Source organism: Brevibacillus sp. FW301-21C12A, assembly GCF_058788915.1.
The window spans coordinates 1-23,620 of sequence record NZ_JBYTBG010000057.1; the positions used below are offsets into that span (position 1 = coordinate 1).

22 protein-coding genes, 2 pseudogenes and 2 riboswitches are annotated in these 23,620 nt (G+C 56.3%); of the genes and pseudogenes, 10 read left to right on the forward strand and 14 right to left on the reverse strand.

Features of this window, described 5'->3' with window-relative positions:
* Nucleotides 1-684 precede the first annotated feature (684 nt).
* Nucleotides 685-1,323, reverse strand: a complete 639-nt coding sequence (locus tag AC3WQH_RS23065) for a YutD family protein (RefSeq protein WP_327991474.1) — start codon at nucleotides 1,321-1,323, stop codon at nucleotides 685-687.
* Between the two features lie 116 nt (nucleotides 1,324-1,439).
* Here AC3WQH_RS23065 and AC3WQH_RS23070 point away from each other — a divergent pair, with 116 nt between their 5' ends.
* Complete coding sequence (locus AC3WQH_RS23070; RefSeq protein WP_286085973.1) at nucleotides 1,440-2,345, forward strand: YhcN/YlaJ family sporulation lipoprotein; 906 nt, start codon at nucleotides 1,440-1,442, stop codon at nucleotides 2,343-2,345.
* A gap of 80 nt (nucleotides 2,346-2,425) precedes the next feature.
* Here AC3WQH_RS23070 and lipA read toward each other — a convergent pair whose 3' ends face one another.
* From lipA to AC3WQH_RS23085, 3 genes are all read right to left on the reverse strand, one after another.
* Nucleotides 2,426-3,334, reverse strand: a complete 909-nt coding sequence (gene lipA / locus AC3WQH_RS23075) for a lipoyl synthase (protein ID WP_005829441.1) — start codon at nucleotides 3,332-3,334, stop codon at nucleotides 2,426-2,428.
* 99 nt (nucleotides 3,335-3,433) lie between these two features.
* Nucleotides 3,434-5,638: an ATP-binding protein gene (locus AC3WQH_RS23080; protein WP_492332266.1), complete on the reverse strand. Its 2,205-nt coding sequence runs from the start codon at nucleotides 5,636-5,638 to the stop codon at nucleotides 3,434-3,436.
* Nucleotides 5,635-6,759 carry a metallophosphoesterase family protein gene (locus AC3WQH_RS23085; RefSeq protein WP_492332267.1) on the reverse strand — a complete coding sequence of 375 codons (1,125 nt, stop codon included), beginning with the start codon at nucleotides 6,757-6,759 and terminating at the stop codon, nucleotides 5,635-5,637. The genes AC3WQH_RS23080 and AC3WQH_RS23085 overlap by 4 nt, the downstream gene beginning before the upstream one ends.
* Before the next feature lie 132 nt (nucleotides 6,760-6,891).
* Here AC3WQH_RS23085 and larC point away from each other — a divergent pair, with 132 nt between their 5' ends.
* A complete protein-coding gene (gene larC, locus AC3WQH_RS23090) occupies nucleotides 6,892-7,653 on the forward strand; it encodes a nickel pincer cofactor biosynthesis protein LarC (RefSeq protein WP_492332268.1) in 762 nt (253 codons plus the stop codon).
* 52 nt (nucleotides 7,654-7,705) lie between these two features.
* On the opposite strand, the gene AC3WQH_RS23095 is transcribed toward larC, so the two are convergent.
* Together AC3WQH_RS23095 and larC2 are read right to left on the reverse strand one after the other, a co-directional pair.
* Nucleotides 7,706-8,257 carry a DJ-1/PfpI family protein gene (locus tag AC3WQH_RS23095; protein ID WP_005829432.1) on the reverse strand — a complete coding sequence of 184 codons (552 nt, stop codon included), beginning with the start codon at nucleotides 8,255-8,257 and terminating at the stop codon, nucleotides 7,706-7,708.
* A 45-nt stretch (nucleotides 8,258-8,302) separates the two neighbouring features.
* A complete protein-coding gene (larC2, locus tag AC3WQH_RS23100) occupies nucleotides 8,303-9,346 on the reverse strand; it encodes a nickel pincer cofactor biosynthesis protein LarC2 (protein ID WP_492332269.1) in 1,044 nt (347 codons plus the stop codon).
* Between the two features lie 164 nt (nucleotides 9,347-9,510).
* Between larC2 and AC3WQH_RS23105 the strand changes: the two genes are divergently transcribed.
* From AC3WQH_RS23105 to AC3WQH_RS23115, 3 genes are all read left to right on the forward strand, one after another.
* Nucleotides 9,511-10,518: a M23 family metallopeptidase gene (locus tag AC3WQH_RS23105; protein ID WP_005829427.1), complete on the forward strand. Its 1,008-nt coding sequence runs from the start codon at nucleotides 9,511-9,513 to the stop codon at nucleotides 10,516-10,518.
* A 108-nt stretch (nucleotides 10,519-10,626) separates the two neighbouring features.
* Nucleotides 10,627-11,277, forward strand: a complete 651-nt coding sequence (locus AC3WQH_RS23110) for a TetR/AcrR family transcriptional regulator (RefSeq protein WP_005829425.1) — start codon at nucleotides 10,627-10,629, stop codon at nucleotides 11,275-11,277.
* 2 nt (nucleotides 11,278-11,279) lie between these two features.
* Nucleotides 11,280-12,809 (forward strand): aldehyde dehydrogenase family protein, encoded by a 1,530-nt coding sequence (locus AC3WQH_RS23115; protein ID WP_492332270.1) that lies wholly within the window; start codon nucleotides 11,280-11,282, stop codon nucleotides 12,807-12,809.
* A gap of 15 nt (nucleotides 12,810-12,824) precedes the next feature.
* On the opposite strand, the gene AC3WQH_RS23120 is transcribed toward AC3WQH_RS23115, so the two are convergent.
* The gene (locus AC3WQH_RS23120) at nucleotides 12,825-13,280 is read right to left on the reverse strand and encodes a Ger(x)C family spore germination C-terminal domain-containing protein (RefSeq protein WP_290426404.1); all 456 of its coding nucleotides are present in this window, start codon (nucleotides 13,278-13,280) and stop codon (nucleotides 12,825-12,827) included.
* 278 nt (nucleotides 13,281-13,558) lie between these two features.
* Here AC3WQH_RS23120 and AC3WQH_RS23125 point away from each other — a divergent pair, with 278 nt between their 5' ends.
* The 3 genes and pseudogenes from AC3WQH_RS23125 to AC3WQH_RS23135 form a co-directional block, all read left to right on the forward strand.
* Nucleotides 13,559-14,128, forward strand: a complete 570-nt coding sequence (locus AC3WQH_RS23125; protein WP_290426398.1) for a hypothetical protein — start codon at nucleotides 13,559-13,561, stop codon at nucleotides 14,126-14,128.
* A 319-nt stretch (nucleotides 14,129-14,447) separates the two neighbouring features.
* Nucleotides 14,448-14,591 (forward strand): annotated as a pseudogene (locus AC3WQH_RS23130) (IS256 family transposase); the annotation flags it as partial.
* Nucleotides 14,586-14,732, forward strand: a pseudogene (locus AC3WQH_RS23135) (IS256 family transposase); the annotation flags it as partial. The pseudogenes AC3WQH_RS23130 and AC3WQH_RS23135, both read left to right, overlap by 6 nt.
* A 353-nt stretch (nucleotides 14,733-15,085) precedes the next feature.
* Here the strand turns inward: AC3WQH_RS23135 and ribH are convergent.
* The 5 genes from ribH to AC3WQH_RS23160 form a co-directional block, all read right to left on the reverse strand.
* Nucleotides 15,086-15,550, reverse strand: coding sequence for a 6,7-dimethyl-8-ribityllumazine synthase (ribH, locus tag AC3WQH_RS23140; RefSeq protein ID WP_005829418.1), 465 nt, complete (start codon nucleotides 15,548-15,550; stop codon nucleotides 15,086-15,088).
* A gap of 14 nt (nucleotides 15,551-15,564) precedes the next feature.
* Entirely contained in the window at nucleotides 15,565-16,764 is a 1,200-nt protein-coding gene (locus AC3WQH_RS23145; RefSeq protein ID WP_005829416.1) for a bifunctional 3,4-dihydroxy-2-butanone-4-phosphate synthase/GTP cyclohydrolase II, read from the reverse strand.
* An 18-nt stretch (nucleotides 16,765-16,782) separates the two neighbouring features.
* A complete protein-coding gene (locus AC3WQH_RS23150; RefSeq protein ID WP_005829414.1) occupies nucleotides 16,783-17,454 on the reverse strand; it encodes a riboflavin synthase in 672 nt (223 codons plus the stop codon).
* 107 nt (nucleotides 17,455-17,561) lie between these two features.
* Entirely contained in the window at nucleotides 17,562-18,662 is a 1,101-nt protein-coding gene (gene ribD, locus AC3WQH_RS23155) for a bifunctional diaminohydroxyphosphoribosylaminopyrimidine deaminase/5-amino-6-(5-phosphoribosylamino)uracil reductase RibD (protein WP_005829412.1), read from the reverse strand.
* Nucleotides 18,663-18,795: 133 nt separating this feature from the next.
* Nucleotides 18,796-18,947, reverse strand: a riboswitch (FMN riboswitch).
* A 105-nt stretch (nucleotides 18,948-19,052) separates the two neighbouring features.
* Nucleotides 19,053-19,198: riboswitch (FMN riboswitch) on the reverse strand.
* 86 nt (nucleotides 19,199-19,284) lie between these two features.
* Nucleotides 19,285-19,935, reverse strand: coding sequence for an HAD family hydrolase (locus AC3WQH_RS23160; protein WP_007777814.1), 651 nt, complete (start codon nucleotides 19,933-19,935; stop codon nucleotides 19,285-19,287).
* A 187-nt stretch (nucleotides 19,936-20,122) separates the two neighbouring features.
* Between AC3WQH_RS23160 and AC3WQH_RS23165 the strand changes: the two genes are divergently transcribed.
* On the forward strand, nucleotides 20,123-20,539 hold the full coding sequence (locus tag AC3WQH_RS23165; RefSeq protein WP_025844111.1) for a hypothetical protein: 417 nt from the start codon (nucleotides 20,123-20,125) through the stop codon (nucleotides 20,537-20,539).
* A gap of 190 nt (nucleotides 20,540-20,729) precedes the next feature.
* On the opposite strand, the gene yunB is transcribed toward AC3WQH_RS23165, so the two are convergent.
* The gene (gene yunB, locus AC3WQH_RS23170) at nucleotides 20,730-21,455 is read right to left on the reverse strand and encodes a sporulation protein YunB (protein ID WP_448792786.1); all 726 of its coding nucleotides are present in this window, start codon (nucleotides 21,453-21,455) and stop codon (nucleotides 20,730-20,732) included.
* 42 nt (nucleotides 21,456-21,497) lie between these two features.
* Nucleotides 21,498-22,703, reverse strand: a complete 1,206-nt coding sequence (locus AC3WQH_RS23175; protein WP_197186788.1) for an MFS transporter — start codon at nucleotides 22,701-22,703, stop codon at nucleotides 21,498-21,500.
* Between the two features lie 493 nt (nucleotides 22,704-23,196).
* Between AC3WQH_RS23175 and AC3WQH_RS23180 the strand changes: the two genes are divergently transcribed.
* Nucleotides 23,197-23,523, forward strand: coding sequence for a cysteine dioxygenase (locus AC3WQH_RS23180; protein WP_492332271.1), 327 nt, complete (start codon nucleotides 23,197-23,199; stop codon nucleotides 23,521-23,523).
* Nucleotides 23,524-23,620: the final 97 nt, after the last annotated feature.

The window sequence follows — 23,620 nt, forward strand, 5'->3', positions numbered from 1 at the left end:
GGAGTGTAAACCAGCCATATAAAAAAGTGAAAAACTACGCTAGAGGAAGATCAAGCACGTTTAATGGTGAAGAGCTACATTTATAACTATACATCGACATTCAGAAAGTTGGCGGTTGAAAAAATTTGAATAGTAAAAAAAATCATCCTCTTTTGAGGATGATTTTTCTCCATGTTTATCCGCGTTTACCCGCCAACACCGTGTTCATATTGGATAACGGTTCCTTTTGGGATTGGTGCTTGTCCACTCGTAACGCTACTATACAGTCCCAAAACTAAAACGATTGCTAGCAAAATCGACTTCTTCATTTCGTATCCCCTCCATGATTTGCTTGTATTCCGTTTTTTGTTGATCTGTTGCGTGTGGTCGGAAAGCTTCGAATAGTGTCACACAACGAATGAAATCGCTGTCATTCTTCATGATAGTGGCTAAAACCAGACAACGTAAAATATCATGGTCTTACATTCCCCCATATTTCCTCCCCCCTTCTTCGCACGAATATACAAATTTTACTACATTTTACAAAAACGAGCATATGCGTGTAAATATTTTACATAAAACGACTGGCGTTTTGCAAGATTTGTTCAGTCTACGAATCAAAAAAACAAAGCCGCTTTCCTCAAATGAAAAAGAAGCCGGAGAAAAACGCGTTGTTTTTCCCAGCTTCTTTTTTGTTTGTCTTCCTTATGTGTCACGCCTCGGCGTGCTTTGGCCTTGTCCGGTTGGAACTTTGTCGCGCTCGCGATTGGGACGCGACTGGTTCGGGCGCTTCTCCCGCGAGGACGAGTCCTTGCCGTTTTTCTCCGGCTTATCCTTGTGAAACTTCGGCTTGTCCGAGCGCTCATTGCGGCCTCCGGACCGCTCGTTGGCGCCTCCGTTGTTTCGTTCCTGGCGCTCCTGCCTGTTTTGGCGCGGATGAAAACGGCGCCGCTCCTTGCGCTCGACAATCAGCGGAGAATTGTCGCCACGGGATGCGTCCTGGCGGATATCGAGAATGTTATCCTGATTCTCGTCCTGGCCGTCCTGTTCCGGGCCGTTGTTGCCGACCGCCGCTTTTACTTTGCGCAAGACAAAGTACGGGCAACCAAAGTTGCAAAACTCGTGCAGGTACTCATCCAAAGCGGCGATCCGCTGCTCGAACGGTACTTTGCGGTTGGAATCTGTATAAAATCCCCGCAAACGAAGCTGTCCATAGCCCCAGTCTCCGACGATGTAATCGTATTTGTCGAGGATATCGCTGTAACGCTCCCTGAATGCTTCCGGATTCCAGCCGTCGCGATTTTCTTCCATGACTTCATAAGTACCGGCTTGCGTGCGAATCAAGTCCGCTTCCTCCTTACACTTGTGTACTTTCGTCCATCTTATCACATTTCAAACAGCAAGAGATAAAATTCCCACGAAAACTGCGCAAGCCCCCTGGACATTCTATCGTGTAGGGGGTGTTACCATTGAAAAAGACATGGTTGTATCCTGCGATTGCAGGCATTGCTCTCTTGGCTTCCGCATGTGCGAACAACGCTGCGCCGAACTACACGCATCCAAACCAGACCGCTCCTCACGTCACAAACGTTGACGGGCTGCATGTCCGCAACTACGACGGCGTGCGCTCCGCAAACTTTGACGGACTGCACGTCCGCAACGGTGTCGGTCTGAACAACACGCCGGGCGTCGATAACGGCCTGTACCCGAATGGGACGTATCCACGGGCGAACGTCAACAACTACAACGCCTACACCAGTGGCATGCGACCTTACAACGCCTTTACCGACCATAACGACGGAGTGTTGGGCACGCCGAATGGAATGAACCATTCCATTTATCAAAAGCGGGCCTGGAATCGCGCAGGAGCCGGCATCATGCAAACCGGCATGCCGAAAATGGGCTACGTCCAGACAAACCGGGCAGGCATGAAGACCGCTGGCGCCCAAAACGTCTACGTAGACCGCGACGCTCTGGCGCAAGCAGTCGGCAACGTCACCACGAGCTGCCCTGGCGTTCAGCGTTCTACTGTCCTGGTGACGGATGAAGAAATTTTCGTCGGTCTGAACACCCAGGGAGTAGACCCGCGCACAGCCAAAAACCAGGCGAAAATGAATGCGCAGTCGATCTCGCCACGCTATTACAAGGTGTATGTGACGGACAACCCGAATGACATTCAGGAAATTGTCCGTGTCGCCAGCCGTTCCAGCAATGTGCATACAGCGCGTACCGAGGATGCTGCGAGCATCGATACGCTCATCAAGCGCATGGGCGGCGTAACAGACGGCGAGCAAGCAAAAAGCATGAACACTCAAAAGAACGCGAATGCGACTCAAAAAGCGAAAATGGGTACAACCAGTCGCTAAGGCGAATCTCCCCTGTATAGAGAAGAACCCCCTTTTGCAGCGATTCCTTTTCGCATGCAATGAGGGGGTTTTTCTTCTTATTACTGACCTTGCGCCTGTGGCAAGGCCTCCTTGGCAATCGTTTCCTTCGCGGCATTCGCCTGTTCGTGTGCGTGGTACGAGCTGCGCACGAGCGGCCCTGCTTCCACGTGGCTGAAACCGCGCTTCATGCCTTCTTCCTTCAGGCGGGCAAATTCGTCCGGATGGTAGTAGTGCTCGACCTTCAGATGCTTTTTCGTCGGCTGCAGGTACTGGCCGATCGTCATGATGTTGACATCCACGGAACGCAAATCGTCCATGGTTTCGATCACTTCTTCAAGCGTCTCCCCGACTCCGATCATCAGGCTGGACTTCGTCGGAATGTTCGGCTGGAATTCCTTCGCCTTTTTCAGCAGCTCCAGCGTCCGGTCGTACTTGGCGCGTGCCCGCACGCGGTCAGACAGGCGGCGCACTGCCTCAATATTGTGGTTCAGCACGTCCGGCTTCGCGTCCATCACAAGCTTGAGCGCATCCCAATTCCCTTGGAAGTCCGGAATCAGCACTTCCACAGAGGCAAACGGCAGACGGCGGCGAATCGCCCGAATCGTCTCCGCAAAAATTTGCGCGCCTCCGTCTTTCAGATCATCACGGGCAACGGAGGTGACGACGACGTGCCGCAAACGCATTTGCTCGGCAGCTTCTGCCACGCGTTCCGGCTCGGCCACATCAAGCTCTGTCGGCAATCCGGTTTTTACGGCACAAAACCGACAGGCACGGGTACATATATCACCCAAAATCATGAACGTAGCTGTACCGCTGGCCCAGCACTCATGAATGTTGGGACATTTTGCTTCTTCGCAAACGGTATGTAGTGTCTTGCTGCGCATGGTTTGCTTCAGCTCTTTGAAGCTGGCGAGTTCTGGTCCTGAAACAAGGTTGATCTTGAGCCACTCCGGCTTGCGTTGCGTCATAGGGCCCACTCCTCATGTATCTTGGTACGAGACATAATCAAACTCCATTATAGAGGTTGGAATTACAAGGGGCAACCTCTTTCACAAGTCAGGTAACAATTACCCGAGCTGATGCGCCTTGTGCCAATCCGATCCGCGCAAGAGCGGCGCAAGCAAGCGCTGCTCCCGTTCGTGGCAAGTAAACAGAAAGACCTGATGCTGCTCCGCCAGCTTGGCGATGTACGCCAGCGTCCGCTGCAGGCGCTCGTCATCGTAGTGGACAAAATGGTCGTCCAGAAACAGCGGCAACGGCTCTGTCCGTTTGCTTATGTGCTGCAGCAGGGCGAGCCGCTGCGCCAGGTAGAGCTGATCGGCCGTTCCCGTGGAGCATTGCTCGTGGCTGACGATCAGGTTGCGCGTCGGCTCCAGCAGCCGCACCGCGAAGCCCTCTGTCGGGTCGAGCCGCACGTCGCGGTAGGCTCCCCCCGTAATTTGCGCCATCACCTCGGAAGCCGTCCGGTTCACATCCGGGGAAACGTCGCGCTTCCATTCGCCTTGCGCCTCCTGCAACGCATCCCGCGCAAGCTGGAGGGCGTCCCGGCGCTGCAACAACCGACGCAGCGCAATAGCAGCCTCTTCGTATTCGTCTCTGGCTCTCGCTACGGACACGCCTTCATGGGCGGCCATCTCTCCGTAGGCGCGGGCGATTTTTTCCCGCAGCTCTTGCAGCTCGTCCTCCATCCGGGACAACTGCGCCAGACAGTCGCTCTCTGCTTCCTCGCGCTGCCGCTTTTCCTGCCGCAAAATCGCTCGCACCGCCTCGCCCCAGTCGGCTTGCAGCATTTCCTCCCGCTTTGCTTTGGCCAGATCGCTCTCCAGCCGGACGGCCCGCTGCTCCTGCGCGCTTCTTTGTAGCTCTTCCCTTTTTGCCAGAAAAGTATCCCAATCCCGAACATCCCAGCGCTCCAAAAGGGACGCCCATTCAGCGTCGATGGCGGCGATCTCCTGCTGCAGCCGCTCGCTTTCTTGCAACTGCTCGCTGGCGGCAACAGGCGCAACAGCATGTCCGCTCCCTTTTGCCCGCAGCACGAAAATCCCGAGTGCGAGCAACAGCAAGCTCAAGCCGAGCGAACTGCCGCCAAGGACGGGATGCCCCGTCGCCAGGCCGACGGCGCCGAGGATAGCAAATAGCCCAGCGCCGCCCCACAGGCGTACGGCTCCCTTTTTGCGCTTGGCCCGATTCCCTTGCCGCTGCGTCCGCGCCTGGCTGCGCGTCCCGGTGGACAGGGCAAGCACAGCCAGCTCGGCCAGCCGCATATGCCGCTGCTCCCGCGCTTTGCGCAGCGAAGTGCCGCGCTCGTAATCCGCTTCCAGTTCGCCCAGCGCTTGACTCGCCGCTGTTCCCTGCGCACCGTCTGGCGTCTGCTCGTCCCATGCCATGATCGAGCTGCGCGCTTTTTCGTGCAGTTGCCGCTCCTCTTCGCTCGCAGCCCGCGCAAGCCACCATTGCCAATCTTGCGCGTCGATGGGCGAATAGCTTCGCTGCCAGCTTTCTTGCCAAAGCTGGTCCTGCTCCTGCCACTTCTGCATACGTTCCCGCAGCCGGATGCGCCGCTGTTCGAGTCTTTCGCGCTCCTCCTCCCAGAGCTGGATCGATTGCGTCAGTTGCCGGATCAGGCGCCATGCCGCTTCGGCGTGAGCCAGCTCCTGCTCCTTGCTCGCTGCGCGCGACGCCGCTTTGCCCAACAGCGTGTTTTCCGCCCGCTCCTTTTTGCCGATGCTTACAAGCTCCCGGTCCAGCTCCGCCAAAACGGCGTGGACGTGCGGGCTTGCCTCCTGTGCATCTGCAAAAGCAGGCATGAGATGCTCGGCAGCTTCCAGCGGCTCCCGTCTGATCCAGGTCAAATCCGTAAACAGGCTGCGGGTAAGCCCCAGATGCTTTTCCAGAAAGTTCCGCTCCTTGCGCCGATCCTCCATGTACACGTCTGTCAGCTCCGTCCACTCCGGGTCGAGAAACAGGCGTGCCTGCTCCCTTTCTTTCGCCAGCGTCCGGTGCAAGCGGTATGTCTTGCCCCCGAGCTGATAGGTGACGATCGTCTCGTAGTCCCCCTGGTGCCAGGGGCGGTATTTTTCATAGGCAGGCAAATAGCGCGCCGTTTTGACGTAATCGCGCTTCATCCCGTACAGGGCGGCGAAAATGGCTTGCAACAGCGTCGACTTCCCCGCTTCGTTGGGAGCGTAAAACAGGTTCAGTCCGGGAGCGAAGCGAAAGTCAGCTCCTTGCCATTTTCCAAACCCCGTAAGCGATATTTCCTCGATCCTCAACGCATGCTCCCCCCAATCCGCGCGAGCGCCTCCTGCCTCGCCAGCCGGGCAATTTCGCGCTCTTCGTCGTTTCTGGCGCTCGCCTCGGCCTCCGCCAGCTTGGCGAGCCATTTGCCCCATACGCCGCCTTCTGCCACCAGCTTGTCTGCGTCGATGTCAGGCCACGTCTCGTCTGTGATCGCCAGTGAAAAAAATCGCGAAAAGCGCTGCTCCAAGACGGAAATCGCCGGCACAAAATGAGCGGCCCGCTCTCCGGTCAAGGTCACGTACACAAGATCCGTGCTGGCGATTTCCGCAAGCTGCGCGTTCATCACCTCGACGAGCTGCTCGGTCGTTTCCGCCCCGGCGGCGTGAATCGTCACTTTGTGAACCTGGCGCTGGCAGACCGGAAGCGCCTGCAGCGTCAACCTCCCGGCGTCATCCAGCTCGCCGTACAGCACAGAGCGCTCTCCCGCTTCCTTGCTCGTCAGCCCTTCCGGCGAGCCGGGATAGGCGGCGAGCGGCTGCCTTGTTTGCGGGTGCACAAATTGCTCCGGCTTGTGAATATGGCCGAGCGCCACGTAATCCATTCCGGTTTCGACCAGCTCCTGCAACGTAACCGGAGCGTACGGCTGGTGCTCGTCCCCTGCCCTGTTCAGGACGCTGGCATGAAGCACCATCAGGTGGTGCCGATAGCCGTCCAGCTTGCCTGGAAAAGAGGCGAGCGGCGACTCGTAGACATGCGGCTGCCCAAATCCCCAGCCGTAGACGACGCATGACTTTTCCGGAAACTCAAAAGCGCCCCACTCCGGCGTAAACCAGTACACGTTGCCCGGCCACTCCAACGTCTGGTAAAACGAATCCGGCCGCCACGGATCGTGGTTTCCCGGCGCGATGCAGACCGGGATCGGGGCGATGCTCGCAAACAGGTCGCGCAAAAACATGGCCGTGGAGCGCCTGCCCCCGTGATATTCCAGCAAATCTCCGGCAATCAGCCAAAAGTCGGCCTGCTTTTCTGCAACCAGATCGCGAATCGTTTGCAGGGTGCGGCGAAAATCGTCCTGCCGAAGCTCGTAAAGATCCGCCAGCATATGTAAAGGCGCGTCCAGATGGACGTCCGCCGTATGAATGAATGACAACACGAACCGATCAACTCCTCGCATGACAAACCGAATCGGCAAATGGTACACTTTGGACAACGAATCAGTAAACAGACGAACATACTTTCCCTATATGATACAGAGGAAATGACTGGTTGAAAAGGAGTGTTTCTCGTGCGCATTGCGTATTTGGACTGCTTTTCGGGAATAAGCGGCGACATGCTTTTGGCCGCGCTCGTCGACGCCGGGGCTGATCGCGACCGGATCGAGCAGGAGTTGCGGAAGCTTCCCGTAGGAGATTTCCGTCTGGAGTGGAAAAAGGTCGTCAAAGCAGGCGTCTCCGCGCTGAAGCTGGACATCGTGGACGAGAGCCAGGCTCCTGCCCTTCCGCTCAAGCCGTTGAAGGTGCTCGGCAACGATCACGAGCACCGCAGCCACAAAGCCATCGTGGACATGATTCAGGCAGCCGGGCTGGCCCCGCGCGTAACGCGCCGCTCGCTGGCTATTTTTGAAAAAATCGCGATCGCCGAAGCGAAAATTCACAACGTCCCAGTCGATACTGTCCATTTTCACGAGGTAGGGGCGCTCGATTCGATCGTCGACGTCGTAGGCATCGCGCTCGGACTGGAGGAGCTGGACATCGGGCAATTGCATTGCGGGCCGATCCCGACAGGCAACGGCTACGTGCGCTGCGCCCACGGTCTTTATCCGGTTCCGGCCCCCGCTACCATGGAGCTTTTGGTCGGCATCCCGCTGCGCGAGACGCGGATCGACAAGGAGCTGACCACTCCGACCGGAGCGGGTGTTGCCGCCGCGCTGGTCGAGCAGTTCGGCCCGCTGCCGTCCATGACCGTCGAGGCTATCGGCTACGGCGCAGGAACCCGCGACTTGCCCGACCAGCCAAATGTGCTGCGGCTCTTGGTCGGACGCCGCTAAACGTAAAAAACTTCCGTCGACATTCGGCGGAAGTTTTTGGTTTGTCTATCCGTTAGCGCAGCAGGCGGAGAAACTCGCGCATGAAGCCGGGCAAATCCGGCCATGCATGACCAGACACGAGATTGCCGTCTACGTGGAGCGTTTCTTTTTCGTAAATCGCGCCCATCGCCTCTACGTCCGGTCTGCACGCCTGGTAGGCGGTCAGCTTGCGGCCGGCGAGATGCTCGGACACGATCGCAAGCACTTGCGAGCCGTGGCAAATCGCCGCAACTGGTTTGTTCGCCTCAAAAAAATGGGCGACGATCGGCTTTAGGCTTTCGTTCAGCCGGATGTACTCAGGCGCTCGCCCGCCGGGAATAATCAAGGCGTCGAAAGCTTCCGGATTGATGTCGGAGAACGCGGCGTGCGCAGGCAACTGATAAGCAGGCTTTTCTGTGTACGTCTCGCTGTGTGCTTCAAAGTCATGGCAAACGGTGTGCAGCGTCTTCACGCTGGGCGCGGCAATCACGGCTTCGTAGCCTTCTTCCAGCAAACGGTAATACGGATAGAACACCTCCAGTGCCTCTACGGCATCCCCTGTCACGATCAACACTTTTTTGCTCATCACACGAGCCTCCTCCATACATGTTTGGTTGGATACTCCACGTTTTCAATTCTTTGGAGGCACGTCTCGCTCCTGCCTGTCTGTCCATTTTTTAACAGAACTTTTACGGGTCGCCAATTCCAGCGCTTCCTGATGCACCTGCTTCAACGAAACGCCATTGGCTCGGGCAACCGCCGCGCAGCTCTCGTACTCCGGCGCGACCTGCACCCGCTGACCCCGATGGTAGCCGAGCTTGACCGCAACTTCGCCCCAGCTCGTCTCTACGCGGACATGGCGTCGCGCCAGGCGATGGCAGGCGACAGGGAAGTAGCGGATGCCAAACGTCGTCGTTTCCTCGAACAACAGCGTTTTCATCGCGTCCAACTGGCTTGCATAGCACATGACCTGCACCATGGTCCCCGGCCTGCTTTTTTTCATCGTGACTGGCAAAAAATGAACGTCGTTGGCCCCTGCCTTGAAGCATTGCTCCATGAGGTAGGCGAGCCACTCCGGACTGGCGTCGTCCACATTCGCTTGCAGCAGCAGCATGCCTTCGTCGATATGCTCATCGGCATGCTGCCTGCGCTCGCGAAAAACGGGGATCGCGTCCTCGCCCTCACTCCTGCCGTCTGATGCAAGCAAAAGCACCGCTGTGCCGTCTTCGTCATGCTCCACCTGTAGCAGCTCGCCTTCCAGCGTCCGCAGCGGCTTTGCGCCCATCACTTGCAGCCAGAGCATGGCGACTGCCGAAAAGTCTCGCGCTGCGTCCAATCCATCCGTCTCCCGCACGACAAGCCCGGATGCGAGCGACAAAACTTGCGGCGACAGGCCGAATGGCACCGCAAGCGGCTGCACATACAGCTCTCCCCCGCACGAGCCGGCGCCATGGTCTGCCATCAGCTCGCGCAAGGCAGCCGTCTCCCACTGCCAGCGCTCCTCCTCCATATACGGGCGATACGGTTCCGCCATGTCCAAAATGCTCCCGGCGTCCACTGCGTCACCTGCCGAAAACGCAGACGATCCCGCACACTGTCTGCCTGCAATGCGCTGCAGCGGCTTCACGAGCGACTCCAGGAAGAGCGGGCCATTTGCCCGAATGACCAGCTTCATTTTTTCTCCCTCCGTTTTTGAAAAAGCATTTCTTCCTTGCATCATACACCAGAAGCTTGCGCTGCGCGGAGAAGTTCAGCGGCCGCTTCCAAAAAGTCTCGCGGATAATCCGCAGAGACTGGCAGAAACTACAACGGAAACTACCCGGGCTGGAGGGAGTCGGCATGCGAGTTTTCCGCCTCATCATTCAGATCAGCTTATGCGTGGCGGCAGTCATTTCGCCGCTGGAATCTGCCTTCGCCAAAGGCTCCTCTGCCAACCAGGCAGACCCTCTCCTGCGGGAACGGCTGCAGCTTTTTTGGCGCATGGAGTCTTTGTACGGCATTCCCTGGAACTATTTGGCGGCTATCGATCAGTACGAGCGCACGATGAAAATACGCAAAAAGCAAACGGACAACCAGGCATCGTCCTCGCGGCTGACTGCCGTTGATATCCCGAGTGATCGCTGGACGGGCAGCATGAACCCCGACCAGGAGGACACGAATCCGGTGTCGATCCAGTTTTTCGGCGGGATGGGCATGGACGGCGACGGGGATGGACTCGCCGACCGCAACAACGATCTCGACGCACTCACTTCTCTCATTCATTACCTGGCGCAGTACGGCTTTTCTGCGGATGACTGGCAAATCGGCGTCTGGTCTTACTACCAGCGGGATCGCTCGGTGAAAACGATCCGGCAGTTCGCGCAGGTGTACGAAAAATACCAGCACCTACAGTTGGACGAGCGTCATTTTCCCATCCCGGCGAGGTACGATTACAGCTACCGCAGCACCTGGGGAGACGCGCGCGGCTGGGGAGGGCGGCGGATTCACGAAGGCACCGACATTTTCGCCCGACACGGGACGCCCGTGCTCTCCACAGCTTACGGAGTGATCGAGGTCATCGGCTGGAACCGCTATGGCGGCTGGCGGATCGGCATGCGCGACATGGGCAATGTGTATCATTACTTCGCCCACCTGTCGTCGTTCAAAAAGGGACTGAAGCCCGGCGACATCGTGGAGCCGGGGCAAGTGATCGGATACGTCGGCAGCTCCGGCTACGGCAAGCCTGGCACCGCCGGAAAATTCCCGCCCCACCTGCACTACGGCATGTATCGGGAGACTGGGGGAGCTGACTGGGCTTTCGACCCTTACCCGTATCTAAAGCGCTGGGAACGACAAAGGAAGCGGTAGCACAGCCGCTTCTTTTTTGTGTGCCCATTCGGGCGTTGACAGGAGCAAGACGGACGCATTACAATCAAATCAAAATTTGGACGATCGTCCAAAAACGAGGTGCACAGCATGACTCCCCCTTCGAAAAGCCAGGCGAAAGCCGAAGCGAAGCGGGCCTTTTTGATCGAGCAGGCGACGATCTGCCTCGCGGAAAAAGGCTATGCCCACGTCTCCTTGCGCGATATCGCCAAGGAATCCGGCGTCTCGCTCGGCATTCTGCACTATTATTTTGCCAGCAAGGAAGAATTGCTGCTCGAAGTGATCGCCAGCTACAAGGAACGCTTCATCGCCGAGCTGGAGCGCGAAGTGGTTGCCGCTCCCCTGGACAACTTTTTCCCGGCTCTCGCTGCCGTTCTCGGCCGCAGCCTGCTGGAAGACCGCAAGCTGCATCGGCTCTGGTACGATTTGCAGGCGCAGGCGCTGTACACCCCTGTCTTTTTGGAGCAGGTGCACCACACGCGAAACCGGCTGCACGACCTGATTGCCCGCATGCTCAAGCGGCTGCAGACGGAGCGTGGAGCCGCGCTTGCCGTGGACGTGAGCGCGGCAAGCTCGATCCTCTATTCCGTGATCGACGGCATGATCTTGCAATGCTTGCTGGACGAATCCCGGACGGCCGCAGAAGCGATCAGCCGCTTTCAGCTTGCTCTCCACCATGTTCTCGAGTCGCTTTTTTCTTCTGGTTCACCTGCCACCCATCCTGTCGAACGAGGTGATTGATAATGTCCGTACTCCCTCTGCGCAATCCGGCCACTGGCGAGACATTCGGCTCCGTGACTGAAGCCAGTCCCGCCCAGGTAGACGCGGCAGTCGCCAAAGCCCGGCTCGCCTTTGAAGCGTGGTCCTCTACCTCCCTGTCCGAACGGCTGCGCTACTTGACGCGCCTGCGCCACTATCTCGTCGAGCACGGCGAAGAACTGGCGGAAAAAATCAGCCAGGCCACCGGAAAAGTGACCATCGAAGCGTACATGACCGAAATTTTTGTCACTGCCGATACGATCCGCTTTTACGAGAAGCACGCGCCGCAAATGCTGGCTGCCCAGCCCGTGCCGACCCCGCTCGTGCTCTGGCCGAAAAAATCGTACATTCACTACAAGCCGATGGGGGTAATCGCGGTCATTTCGCCGTGGAACTATCCGTTTCAACTGGCGATCATCCCGATGCTGTCCGCGCTTGTCGCGGGAAATACGGTCATTCTCAAACCGTCCGAAGTCACCCCTTCTACTGGCCTGCTCATCGAAGAGCTGTTTGCCGTTGCCGGGCTGCCGGAAGGAGTCGTCACCGTCCTGCACGGGGGACGCGAGGTCGGCAGTCGGCTGGTGGCGGCCCGCCCGGACAAAATCTTTTTTACAGGCTCGGCCGCCACAGGCAAAAAAATTATGGCCGCAGCAGCGGAGCATCTGATTCCGGTCTCGCTGGAGCTGGGCGGAAAAGACCCGATGATCGTCTTCGAAGACGCGAATCTGGAGAGGGCGGCAAACGGAGCGATCTGGGGCGCTTTTACGAACTCCGGCCAGGTGTGCATGTCCGTTGAGCGGCTGTACGTGCACGAGCGTGTGTACCCCGAGTTTTTGCGGTTGGTCACGGAAAAAACGAAAGCGCTGCGCCAACGGTTTCCCGCTCAGGCGGAAGTCGGCTCGATGACTTCGCGTGAGCAGCTCGGCATCGTCCGGGCGCATATCGAGGAAGCGCTCGCCGCCGGAGCCAAAGCCGTCACAGGCGGGCTGCCGCAAACCGACAGCATGTTCATCCCCCCGACCATCCTGACAGACGTCACGCCGGACATGAAGATCATGCGGGAAGAAACATTCGGCCCTGTCCTGCCGATCATGACGTTTTCCGACGAGGCAGAAGCTATCCGCCGGGCAAACGAGTCGCCCTACGGCCTGAATGCGTCTGTCTGGTCGTCTGACAAACAAAGAGCGCAGCGCGTAGCAGAAAAGCTGTTGAGCGGCAACGTGTGCATTAACGACGTCATCATCAGCTACGCCAATCCGCACCTCCCGTTCGGCGGGGTCAAAGAGAGCGGCATCGGCCGCTACCGCGGGCCAGCCGGGCTGCAAGCGTTCACGCACAGCATCTCGGTCATTCACGACCCCGGCTCGAAAAAACGCGAGTTCAACTGGTACCCGTACACAGAAGACCAGCAGTTGATGTTCAGCGGCTTGACCCGTTTTCTGTACGGAAAGCGGCCAAAATGGGACCGCCCGACGCTGAAAGCGATCTGGCGGGAGCTGAAACGGTTGCGATAACGCGAGCGGCCACGCTTACTTGATCGTGCCGTAGCCGAGTATATCGAGCTTGACCTTGATGTTGAATCCGGCCTGCTGATAGAGCGCGAGCCCTTTTTCCCGCGTCCATTTTCCGTAGTATTTCTGGCGCAGGCTCTCTTCGATTCCGGCCGGATCAACGCCCTCTTGTTGAAATTTTTTCAGCATCACAGTGGTCTCCCGTTTAATCAGCGCTTCCATCTGCTTCACGAGCTTTTCCATTTGCGGTCGTTTGTCCAAATTTTTCTTGCCATCGTAGCCTACCACCACTCCCCGCAGTTCGAGGTTGATGTCAATGACGGGCTTTTTCTGGTTGCCGTTGCTCCGCACTTTTGACTTGGACCAGACAAAATCGAAAATGATCTCTTCCAGACGCTCGCCTTCGTTCGTCTGCTCCGTCAGCTCAAACTTGACGCGGGGAAGCCGCTTTTGTCCGAGCAAGCATTGCACCAGCTTGCCTTCGCGCTGCGAGTAGAAGCCGATCAGCTTGTCTTTGCGCAGCAGAGCGACTTTGGCGATTAACTTTCGTTGCTCCTTCTACTGCTAAACAACCGCCGTCATGGGAAGAAGAAACTACTTTAACAAAAAAAGAAATCAATCGTATAGTTAACGATATAGGGTTAACAGAAGAAGAACTTGCGAATTTCCCAGATGATGTACTCAAAGAATTACTTGAAAACAACGCTAAAAAATTGGCATCTAATGGTAAAACTGTAAGAGAAGAAGAATTTATGGATAAGAATACAATCACACCTCAAGTAGCTTTAGATGGTGGAATACTAGATTTAAACGCTACCGCATTTTCGGTAAATAGTGACATGACTGGTTATAAAAAGTTTTATTTATATGGAAGTTACGAATGGTCAAAAAGTCCTAAATGGGAACTTACAGACGGCTTGAGTATTGGTTTTCCAGTTACATCAAAATGGTTCCTCCCGATGTCATCACGTGGAAAAGTTCAGCAGCATGAATACAGATATTGTTATAGACCTGACAACAATACTTCAGCTAAATGGAGTTGTTCAACCTATACTACCCCTGATGATTGGGATCCTGGTGTTGGCGTAGGATCGAAAATTGATTTGGAAGCAATGCCAAGTAATAATGCTCACAAAGGGTATATATCACAGTATGTATACGTCGAAAAAAATGAGTCTGGTACAGTAAACGTAAAATTTGAATATGGTCATCAAACTTGGACTTTGGGATCTGTTGCCTTTGCTGTCTATCCAGCAGGTTTTGCTATTGAACCGGCATCAGTTACTAAGGTTGAAGACTTCGGTATTGTGTTTCGATACTAATCTATATAACTAAAACTAGATCCTCCCTAAAGTAAGAGAGGATCTAGTTTTAGTTATGGTGAATTTATTACAATCAGAAACAATAATTGGCCAACTTTTTTGGGGAGTGATTACTTTTGAAAATTTTCTACTTATCATTCTACCTATCAATAATGGTTATCGTAGCGTTATCATTCATATGGAATCTTATTGAAGTAATGAAAGCATTAACTGAAAAAAACAATACAAGATTTAAAACCGCTAAAACAGTATCCATAATTAGTTTCTTACTTCTCCTTGTCCTCTATATCATTATTTTTGAATACATCGGGCGTTAACCATGACGATCAAAGCATTAGCGAAAGATTGCCGAGCCATCGAGGACGTTCATGAGATGCTCAAGAACCTCTTTTGTGACACCATCCAGCAGTTGTTTGAAGCGGAAATGGACGATCATTTAGGCTATGCCAAACATAATGCTGACGATGCCTTACGGAAAATTATCTAACTGGCAACCATGGAGGCATCAAATAAATGAACCATGCCACTTCGGTGCTGGAAAGAATGTATATCGCAACTGGCCATCCATTTTGGAAGCCGCTTGCAAGCGGAACTGTCCACATAAAGAGGCTGTTGGGTCGGCCTGACATGGAGCCTCTGCGGGCATGATTCCTTGCGATTGGGCGATGCCAGTCAACCATGCATAGCATGGCTAACGAATCTATCATGCCCGCTCCTCCATGTAAAGCCGTTGACGTAACTATTCACCTGTTAAAAACCCATTTACACAAAAAAAATTACATTACTCTTTCTACCAGGCATTCCCTTTACTTTCCTTCATTGGTTTAGCACTTCATTCACAAAAAATATCAGCCAAATAACATGAATCAAGAATGGGATCTATGTGTGCTTTCGGGCAAACGAAAAAACGGGAGCCGCAGCCCCCGCTTCCTCACCTAGACAAGCGATTCGTATCGTTTAGGCGAACTGTTTGGACAGGTTCGCCATTTCAATCGCTGCCGTTGCCGCTTCCCAGCCTTTGTTGCCCGCTTTTGTGCCGGCGCGCTCAATCGCTTGCTCGATGTTGTCCGTCGTCAGCACGCCAAAAATGACCGGAATCCCGGTGGAAAGCGACAGCGAGGCGACGCCTTTGGCTGCTTCGTTGCAGACGTAGTCGAAGTGCGGAGTCGCTCCGCGGATGACCGCGCCCAATGTCACAACCGCGTCATAGCGCCCCGACTCGGCCATTTTTTTCGCGATCAACGGAATTTCAAAAGCGCCCGGCACCCAGGCCACGTCTACGTTGTCTTCCTCTACGCCGTGGCGCTTCAACGCATCGAGCGCACCGCCTACCAGCTTGCTGACGATCAGCTCGTTAAATCTTCCTGCTACAATCCCTACGCGCAAGCCCGTTCCTACCAAATGTCCCTCAAATGTTCTCATCTTCTCCACTCTCCTTAGCCTTTGAAATGAAGCAGGTGTCCCAGCTTCTCCTGTTTGGTCGACAAATACCGTTTGTTGTGCGGATGTGCCTGCATTTGCAGCGGCACCCGTTCCTCCACCTTCAGCCCGTAGCCGTCCAGCCCCCGGATTTTGCGCGGGTTATTGGTCAAAAGCCGCATTTTTTGCACGCCCAGGTCGCGGAGAATTTGCGCCCCGATGCCGTAATCGCGCAGATCGGCGGGGAATCCGAGCTTTTCGTTCGCCTCCACCGTATCCAGCCCTTCCTCCTGCAGCTTGTAGGCGCGCAGCTTGTTAATAAGCCCGATGCCGCGGCCTTCCTGGCGCATGTACAAAAGGATGCCGGAGCCCGCCGCCTCGATCTGCTCCAGCGCAGCATGCAGTTGCGGGCCGCAATCGCAGCGGTGGGACCCGAAAATATCTCCTGTGAGGCACTCGGAATGCACCCGGACGAGAACGGGCTTGGCCGAATCAATCTCGCCCTTGATGAGCGCCACGTGCTCTTTGCCGTCCAGCTCGTTCGTATAGGCGGCGATCCGAAAATCGCCATAGCTCGTCGGCAGGCTCACTTCGATTTCTTTTCGCACGTGCGATTCGGTGCGCATCCGGTAGGCGATCAGATCGGCAATCGTAATCAGCTTCAAGTCGAAGCGGCGAGCGATCTCCACGAGCTGCGGCAACCGCGCCATCGAGCCATCCTCGTTCATGATTTCACAAATGACACCTGCGGGCACGCTCCCCGCCAGCCGGGCGAGGTCCACCGCCGCTTCGGTATGGCCCGCCCGCCGCAAAACGCCCCCGGCTCTCGCAATCAGCGGAAAAATATGCCCCGGCCTGCGAAAGTCCTCTGCCGTCTTCCGCTCGTCCAGCATCGCCAGCACGGTCTGCGAACGCTCCTGCGCCGAGATGCCTGTATGCGTGCTCACCTCGTCAATCGACACGGTAAACGCCGTCCCTTGCTTGTCCGTGTTGTGCCTGACCATTGGGGTGAGCGCAAGCCGCGCGGCCTGTTCCTCCGTCACCGGGACGCAGACAAGACCGCGCCCGTGCGTCGCCATAAAGTTAATCATCTCCGGCGCAGCCGCTTCCGCCAGGCAGACGAAGTCCCCTTCATTTTCCCGATCCTCGTCATCCACGACGATGATGGCTTTTCCTTGGCGCAAATCTTCCAGCGCCTCTTCTATGCGATGAAACATGGGCTTGTCCCTCCTCGTTCAAACGAATCCGTTTTCCTGCAAAAAAGCCATGCTGATTTTCGCGCCTTTTGCTTCGGTCTGATTGCCGCCTGCTGGCTTGCCGCGATAGCCCAAAAGCCGCTCGACGTACTTGCCGATAATATCTGTCTCCAGGTTCACCTGATCGCCCGCGCGCCGATCGTGCAGGCTGGTCGCTGCCAGCGTATGCGGGATGATCGACACCGAAAAATGCGCATCGGCAACGTCCACGACCGTAAGACTGATGCCATCGACGCAGATCGAGCCTTGCCTGATGACGTATCGTAACAGCTCCGGCGCGGCTTCAATGCGAAACAGCACAGCGTTGGCGTGCGGCTCTCGGGACAAAATCGTGCCCGTTCCGTCGATATGCCCGGAGACGATATGCCCGCCAAAGCGGTCGCCCAGCCGCATCGCCCGCTCCAGATTGACCCGCTGGCCTGTGCGCAGGTGACGGAGGGTTGTCTTTTTCATCGTCTCCGGCATGACATCTACGCTAAAATGCCGAGCCGAAAAAGACGTGACCGTCAGGCAAATCCCGTTGACGGCGATACTGTCGCCGAGCTTGACGCCTTCCAGCACCCGCTGCGCCCGAATGACCAGCCGACTCGCCTGCCCGTTGCCTGTGCTGGATTCCAACGTTCCGACTTCCTCCACCAGTCCGGTAAACATCGGCCTTTTCCTCCTCTTTGTGCTTTCTGAACAAAAATTTGCTCCCGTCGTCTGGCGACTGCTGCTCTCTGGCGCGAATGCGCAGAAAACGGAAAACCTGCTTCCAGCTACTTTTCCCATAGCGGATAACCGCTTATGCGCACGTCCTGCTCATCCAGCAGCTCGACAGTTGCATCCGCAAGCCGGACAGTCTGATCCATCGTGGCGAAGCCCGGTCCGCCAAATGGCGTGGGCGCGCCGCTTCCGCCGATCAGCTTCAACGACACGTAGCTGACGATCTTCTGGATCGCGCGCGCCTGTAAAAACGCCCCGTTCACTGCCTGCCCGCCTTCAACCAGCAGCGAAGTAATCCCGCACTCGCCCAGCGTATCCAGTACGTTTTCCACCGAAATTTGTCCGCTTGCCACAAACAGCCTGACGCCTTTTGCCGCCAATGCCGCACGCTTTTCTGGCGGAGCCGCCTCTGTCGTGAAAATCCAGGTCGGCGCATCCGCATTTTCGATCACGCGCGCTGCAAGTGGCGTGCGAAGCTCGCTGTCCAGGACGATCCGCACAGGCTGCCGCCCATACAACTGCTCCCCTTGTCTGGCCGTCAAAAGCGGATCGTCCGCCAAAACGGTTCCTACCCCGACCAAAATCGCATCGTGCTGTCTCCGCAGTTCGTGCACCTCCGCGCGCGCCCGTTCGCCCGTGATCCAGCGGCTGTGTCCTGTGACCGAAGCGATTTTGCCGTCCAGCGTGCTCGCCGTTTTCACCGTCACAAACGGGCGCTTCGTCGTGATGTAGTGGAAAAACACCTCGTTGAGCCTTTTCGCTTCCGCTTCGCCTACCCCGACGAGCACTTCCACTCCTGCGGCGCGCAGCTTCTCCACGCCTTTTCCAGCCACGAGCGGATTCGGGTCCAGCGTCGCAATCACAGCCCGGCGAATCCCCGCCGCCACTACCGCATCGGCGCAAGGGGGCGTTTTTCCGAAGTGGCTGCACGGCTCCAGCGTCACGTACAAAGTAGCGCCAGCCGCCTTTTCCCCTGCCATGCGCAGCGCATGCACCTCCGCATGCGGCTCCCCGGCACGCAAATGCGCGCCCATGCCTGCAACTGCTCCGTTGCTCACCAGGACTGCACCGACCAGTGGATTGGGGCTGGTCTGGCCGTGGGCCGAGCGCGCCAGCTCCAGCGCCAATGCCATGAACCGCTTGTCCTGCTCCATGTAAAACCTCCTTTTTCCTGCCTGGATTCCAGCCAAAACAAAAAGCCCTCGAAACCTCAAGCGTTTCAGGGCACAGGGAAAGAAGCCTTCTCGCATTCGTTTTTTGCAAAAATAACGATGCCAAAAAGCGCAGTCAGCTCTTCTTCCATCCGGACTTTACCGTCGGCTCTGGAGTTGCACCAGATCAGTCGCAAACCGTCACGGTCCACGAGTCGCGGGCTCAGACGATGGTTCGCCATCGCCATTACCGCCGGTCAGGAATTTCACCTTGCCCTGAAGATTTTCGCTATGAAGTTGCGGAATAAAAAACGCCCGTGAGAACATGCTCAGGGCGTAGGGAAAGAAACCTCGCAAATGCCTGTTTTTGAAAAAACAGCTCTGAGGTTATGCCAATACCTTCTCCCATCCGGACTTTACCGTCGGCCTTGGATTTGCACCAAGTCAGTCGCTATCCAACTGCGATAGCGAGTCGCGGGCTCAGACGTGCGTTCGTCATTACCGCCGGTCGGGAATTTCACCCTACCCTGAAGGCTGGTATTCAGTTAGGCAAAGTATAGCACATTTTTCACGTTCGCTGTCATTTTTTTAGGCAGAAGTGTTTTTCTCCTGCCTGCAAGCTTTGTTACAACATAGTCAGCAGCTCGCGCAAATCCGCAATGTACGCTTGCGGTGCCACGTCATGGCGCTCCATGTCTTGCGCATGTCCCTGGTAGGCGATAAACGCCACCTCCCCGTCCTGCGCGGCTTTTCCGTCAATCCAGGAATCCCCGACCATCGTCCAGGCCGAAGCAGGCATATCGGGATACTGCCTGCGAATGTAATGAATCCCGGACGGGTGCGGCTTCAAGGTCGTCATCTGCTCGCGCGCCACAATCTTCTCGAAGCAGCCCGCAATACCGGTTTGGTGCAGCGCTTCCTCTGCGGCAGCGTAGGCGTTGTTGGTCAAAATGAACAAATGATGCCGCTCCATGAGCTGCGCGAGTACTTCCTGGGCATGGTTCTCGAGAACAGCCTCGTGCATTCCCGCCTTTTCGATTGCCGTGACGGCTCCCCACATCTCCTGTTCGAGCTGGCTGGTCAGCCTGCCCGACTTTCGGCCAAGCTCGATCAGTTGCGAGGCGGTATGGCTGTGCCAGTCGAAGGTCGGCTCTATCAGACCATGCTCCGTCCACAACTGAAAAATTGCCCGCTTCATTTCCGCAAAATTGATCTTCGAGTGCAGCAGCGTATTGTCCATGTCAAAAATGATGCCTGTTGCAAAGCGTCTGTTCATTTCCTTTCCAGCCCCCTCGTCTTCGGTCCGTTCCCGTCTCTTGCGCTCGCAAGCCGCTTTTTTCAGTATAGCAAACAAGCTGCTCCCCCGATTGCCGAATGCTGGAAACAGGACTTTTTCCATATGGAGAACCAAAAATGACATAGAATATTTTCTACGTATGATGAAGAGGAGCTGATGATACGTGATGAAAAAGAAAGCGTGGGCGCACGTCGCTCTGTCGCTCTTCGCAGCAGTGGCGATCAGTGCGTGCAGCCAGCCAGCTTCAGTGGATCAACCGGCACAGCAAGCGGAACAGCAAACACCGCAACAGTCAGCGCAGCAACCAGCACAGCAGACTGCGCAACAGCCGACCCAGCAAACTTCCGGCGACACTGCTGCCCAGCCTGCCTCTGAACAGAAGCGGCCGGAATATCTCCCAGCCGATTTCCCGCTCCCGGAGGTCGCCGAAATTAGCACCTCGCATTCCGAAATCAAAGACGGCAAAAAGTTTGTCCTGCTCATTTTCAGCACAAAGGAAAGCATGCCAGCCGTAACCAAGCTGTACAAAGACTACTTCAAGACGCAAAACCTCTCTGACTCCGGGCAAACCATCGACGACTAAAACATCATTATTCAGGGAGGCAACATCGAGAAAAAACAGTCCTGGTCGATGATCGGCGGCCCGCTCAGCGGCCAGGAAGGCGTCATCGAGCTGACTGTCACCTGGGCGGAGCAGTAAGCAAGGGCAGCCATCTCCATGAAAAAAGCGACAGCTCGCACGCTGCCGCTTTTTTTCGTTTCCGCCGCGCCTTCTACGGGCTGTCGTCCATACCTTCCATGGGCGCACGCGGCACATCCGGCTTGCCTTCCGGATTGTTGTACAAATACTGCGGCACGTCGCCGATGATGAGGGAGTGCGTGATCGGGATTTTCGTCGTAACCGTCTGCTCCTCGGTCGCAAACGGAATGACGATGCGCAAGTCGACCTCTACGAAAATGTAGACCTTGGCGAGCACCATGTTGATGCCCGCCTCCTTCAGCTCTGTATCCAGCTTCGTTTTCACAGAGCCGATCGGCACGAAGGTCACGGGCAAGTTCGGCCCCATTTGCGCCAGAAACGTATTCCCTGTCGCCAGGCCAAGCGGAATCGTGCGGTCCACTTTTTCCGTCTCGAACTCCTGGAGCTTGTTCTGGACGCGCGAGGTGGTTTCGCCGACAATTCTTGCGTACTCCTTGAAGTTGAACTGATACGCCTGAATTTGCCCCTCGTTGTTCTTTTCGATCTTCACGATCTGGTTGAAGTCGACGCCTTGCTGGGAAATCCGCTTGGTGACCGCATCCGTAATCGCTTCCTTCGCCAATTGCTCTGCTTTTTGAGTAGCCAGGATCAACAGTGTCGGCTCCAGCCGATGCTGCAAAAAAACGAGCGTCTGAATCGACAGCACAAAAAAAATCACCAGCGCGATCAAAAACGCTTTCGTTCGGGAAAGCGGGTTTCTCCAACGCCGACGGGGTCGAAATATAGCCACTCCCGTCACCTCCCAATTGGTACATCCTATGGTGAGTGACGGGAAAAAAGACTACCCGCGACGAGCGCCACCCGCTTGCTGTGCCTTGCGCACATAGCATCCCAGACCGAGCAGTGCCAGAGCCAAAAGCGCCTGCGCGACGGCGACCATCGCTGCCAATCCTAAGACAGCGGAAATCGCGGGCGCCGCCAAAAATCCGACAAAAAACCCGCTGCGGCTAAACAAGCCCTGTACCCCCAGCACCTTGCCGCGCACCTCGTTTTTGGCCTGCTGCAACAGCGTGCTCTCCAATACTTGAGCCGCTCCGCCAAAAAGCCCCGCGCCCGCGAGCAAAAGCAGCGCCCAAACCGCACCGTCGGCGGCAAACGCAAGCACGATGAACACAGCCAGGAGCCAATGCGCCCCCAGCATCCCAGGCCAAGGCGCAACGGGAATGCGCGCCACCAGATAAGCGCCGAGCAGGCCGCCGACACTCATGACTGACCACATCATCCCGTGCAAGGTCGCGTCCCCGTGGCTAATCTGATCTGCCAAAAACGGCAAACCGTAGTTATGCGAAGCCGTGCTGATCGACAGCGGCGCAGCCAGCAGGCTGATGGCAAGCAATACGGGCGCTCTTTGCAAGTACCTGACGGCTGCCCGCATGCCACGCTCCTTTTGCTTCCCCCCGCTGTCTCCGGCAGAGCGCTCGCCAGCCGCCCCGCTTTTCGGCCATGCCCGGCTCTCCCAGCGCATCCGGGTCAAGAGCAAAGCCGAGAGGAAGAAGCTGGCTGCATCTGCGCCAATGACGAGCGCGTAGCCAACACGGTCAGTCAAAAAGCCCCCCAGCACAAAGCCCGCCATGCCTACGAGCGATTCCAGGCGCACCTTGAGCCCGTTCACCCACACCAGCCGCTCCATCCCGAACATCTGCGGCAGCGAAGCCTGAAAGCTGATCGTAAACAGCGTGTACAGCATGCCTTTGAGAAACGCTGCGGCAACCACGACATACGGATGCGGAGCAGCGATGATTGCGAGAAGCGCAAGTCCTGCTCCGATATCGCTTGCGATCATGGCATGCCTGCGGTCCATCCGGTCAGCCAGCATGCCCGCAAACGGGCTGAACAGCATGCCGCCTACCTGACGGGCGACAAAAAAGGCCGTCAGCCAAAAGGCGCTATGCTCAAATGTGAAAATCAACGCGCTGCACGCGATCAAATCCATTCGCGAGCCAAGCGAAGACAGCGCATTGACGTACAAGTAATGTTTTACGTTCATGTGTGCCAAACCTCCTGTCAGTCGCAGGCGGTTCGGACAGACGCCCCCCGCTACAGGGGGCGTACACTGATTGTGGCAGTTGACATGCGCATGCCTCCTCATGTGTTGAGTTGGGTACAAACCATTGTTGAACTTGGACAATCACTTTTGACGGGGGCCGTCCCCTCACCGTCTTCGTGCGGCACCAACTGCCGTATCCCCATGATAGAGCGAAGCAAGCTGCCTTGTCACGCCAAATCGTTTGACTGGCCTTCGCAAAAAAACGCGCTTCCCCTACGTCAGACTGCAACTGTTTCTCATATGGTAAGGGGAAGATCTCTTTTCGCCTCAGGAGGTTTGTCATGAATTTGCAACGTTTGGAACAAGCATTGGCTCCCTCGTTTTCCCCAGTCACGCTGAGCTGAGGCAGGCGCTCGTTTCCCTTTCGCTCTGCCCAGAAGATATCGCGTCCCACATTCCCCAGCCTGAACAGCTCCCCTACGGACGCAAAATTTTGTACCAGACGACGCACGTCGAAGTCGTCCTGATCCATCTGCCCAGCATGCAGGAGTCTGTCCCGCACAACCATGGCGATTCCTTTGGCTGGGAATGGATCATTTCCGGGACGCTCACCAATGTCGTCTACCTTCCTGCCGATCGCGAGGGAGAGGTGTTTCGCGCCCAGACAACCCATGTCAGCGCCGGAGACTGCTACTACGTCGCCCCCGGCGAAATTCACGCCATCCGCAACAACACAGACGCGCCGGTGTACTCGCTCAACGTCTACACGCCGCCGCTGCAAAACTCCCGGCAGTATCACCCGACCACTTCTGCGACCTGACGCAACGAACACACGCTCATTAAGAAAAACAGTCAGGGAAAAACGCCCTGACTGTCCTTTTTTGCGCTAGAGGATATCCGAAAGTTTGTATTCATAG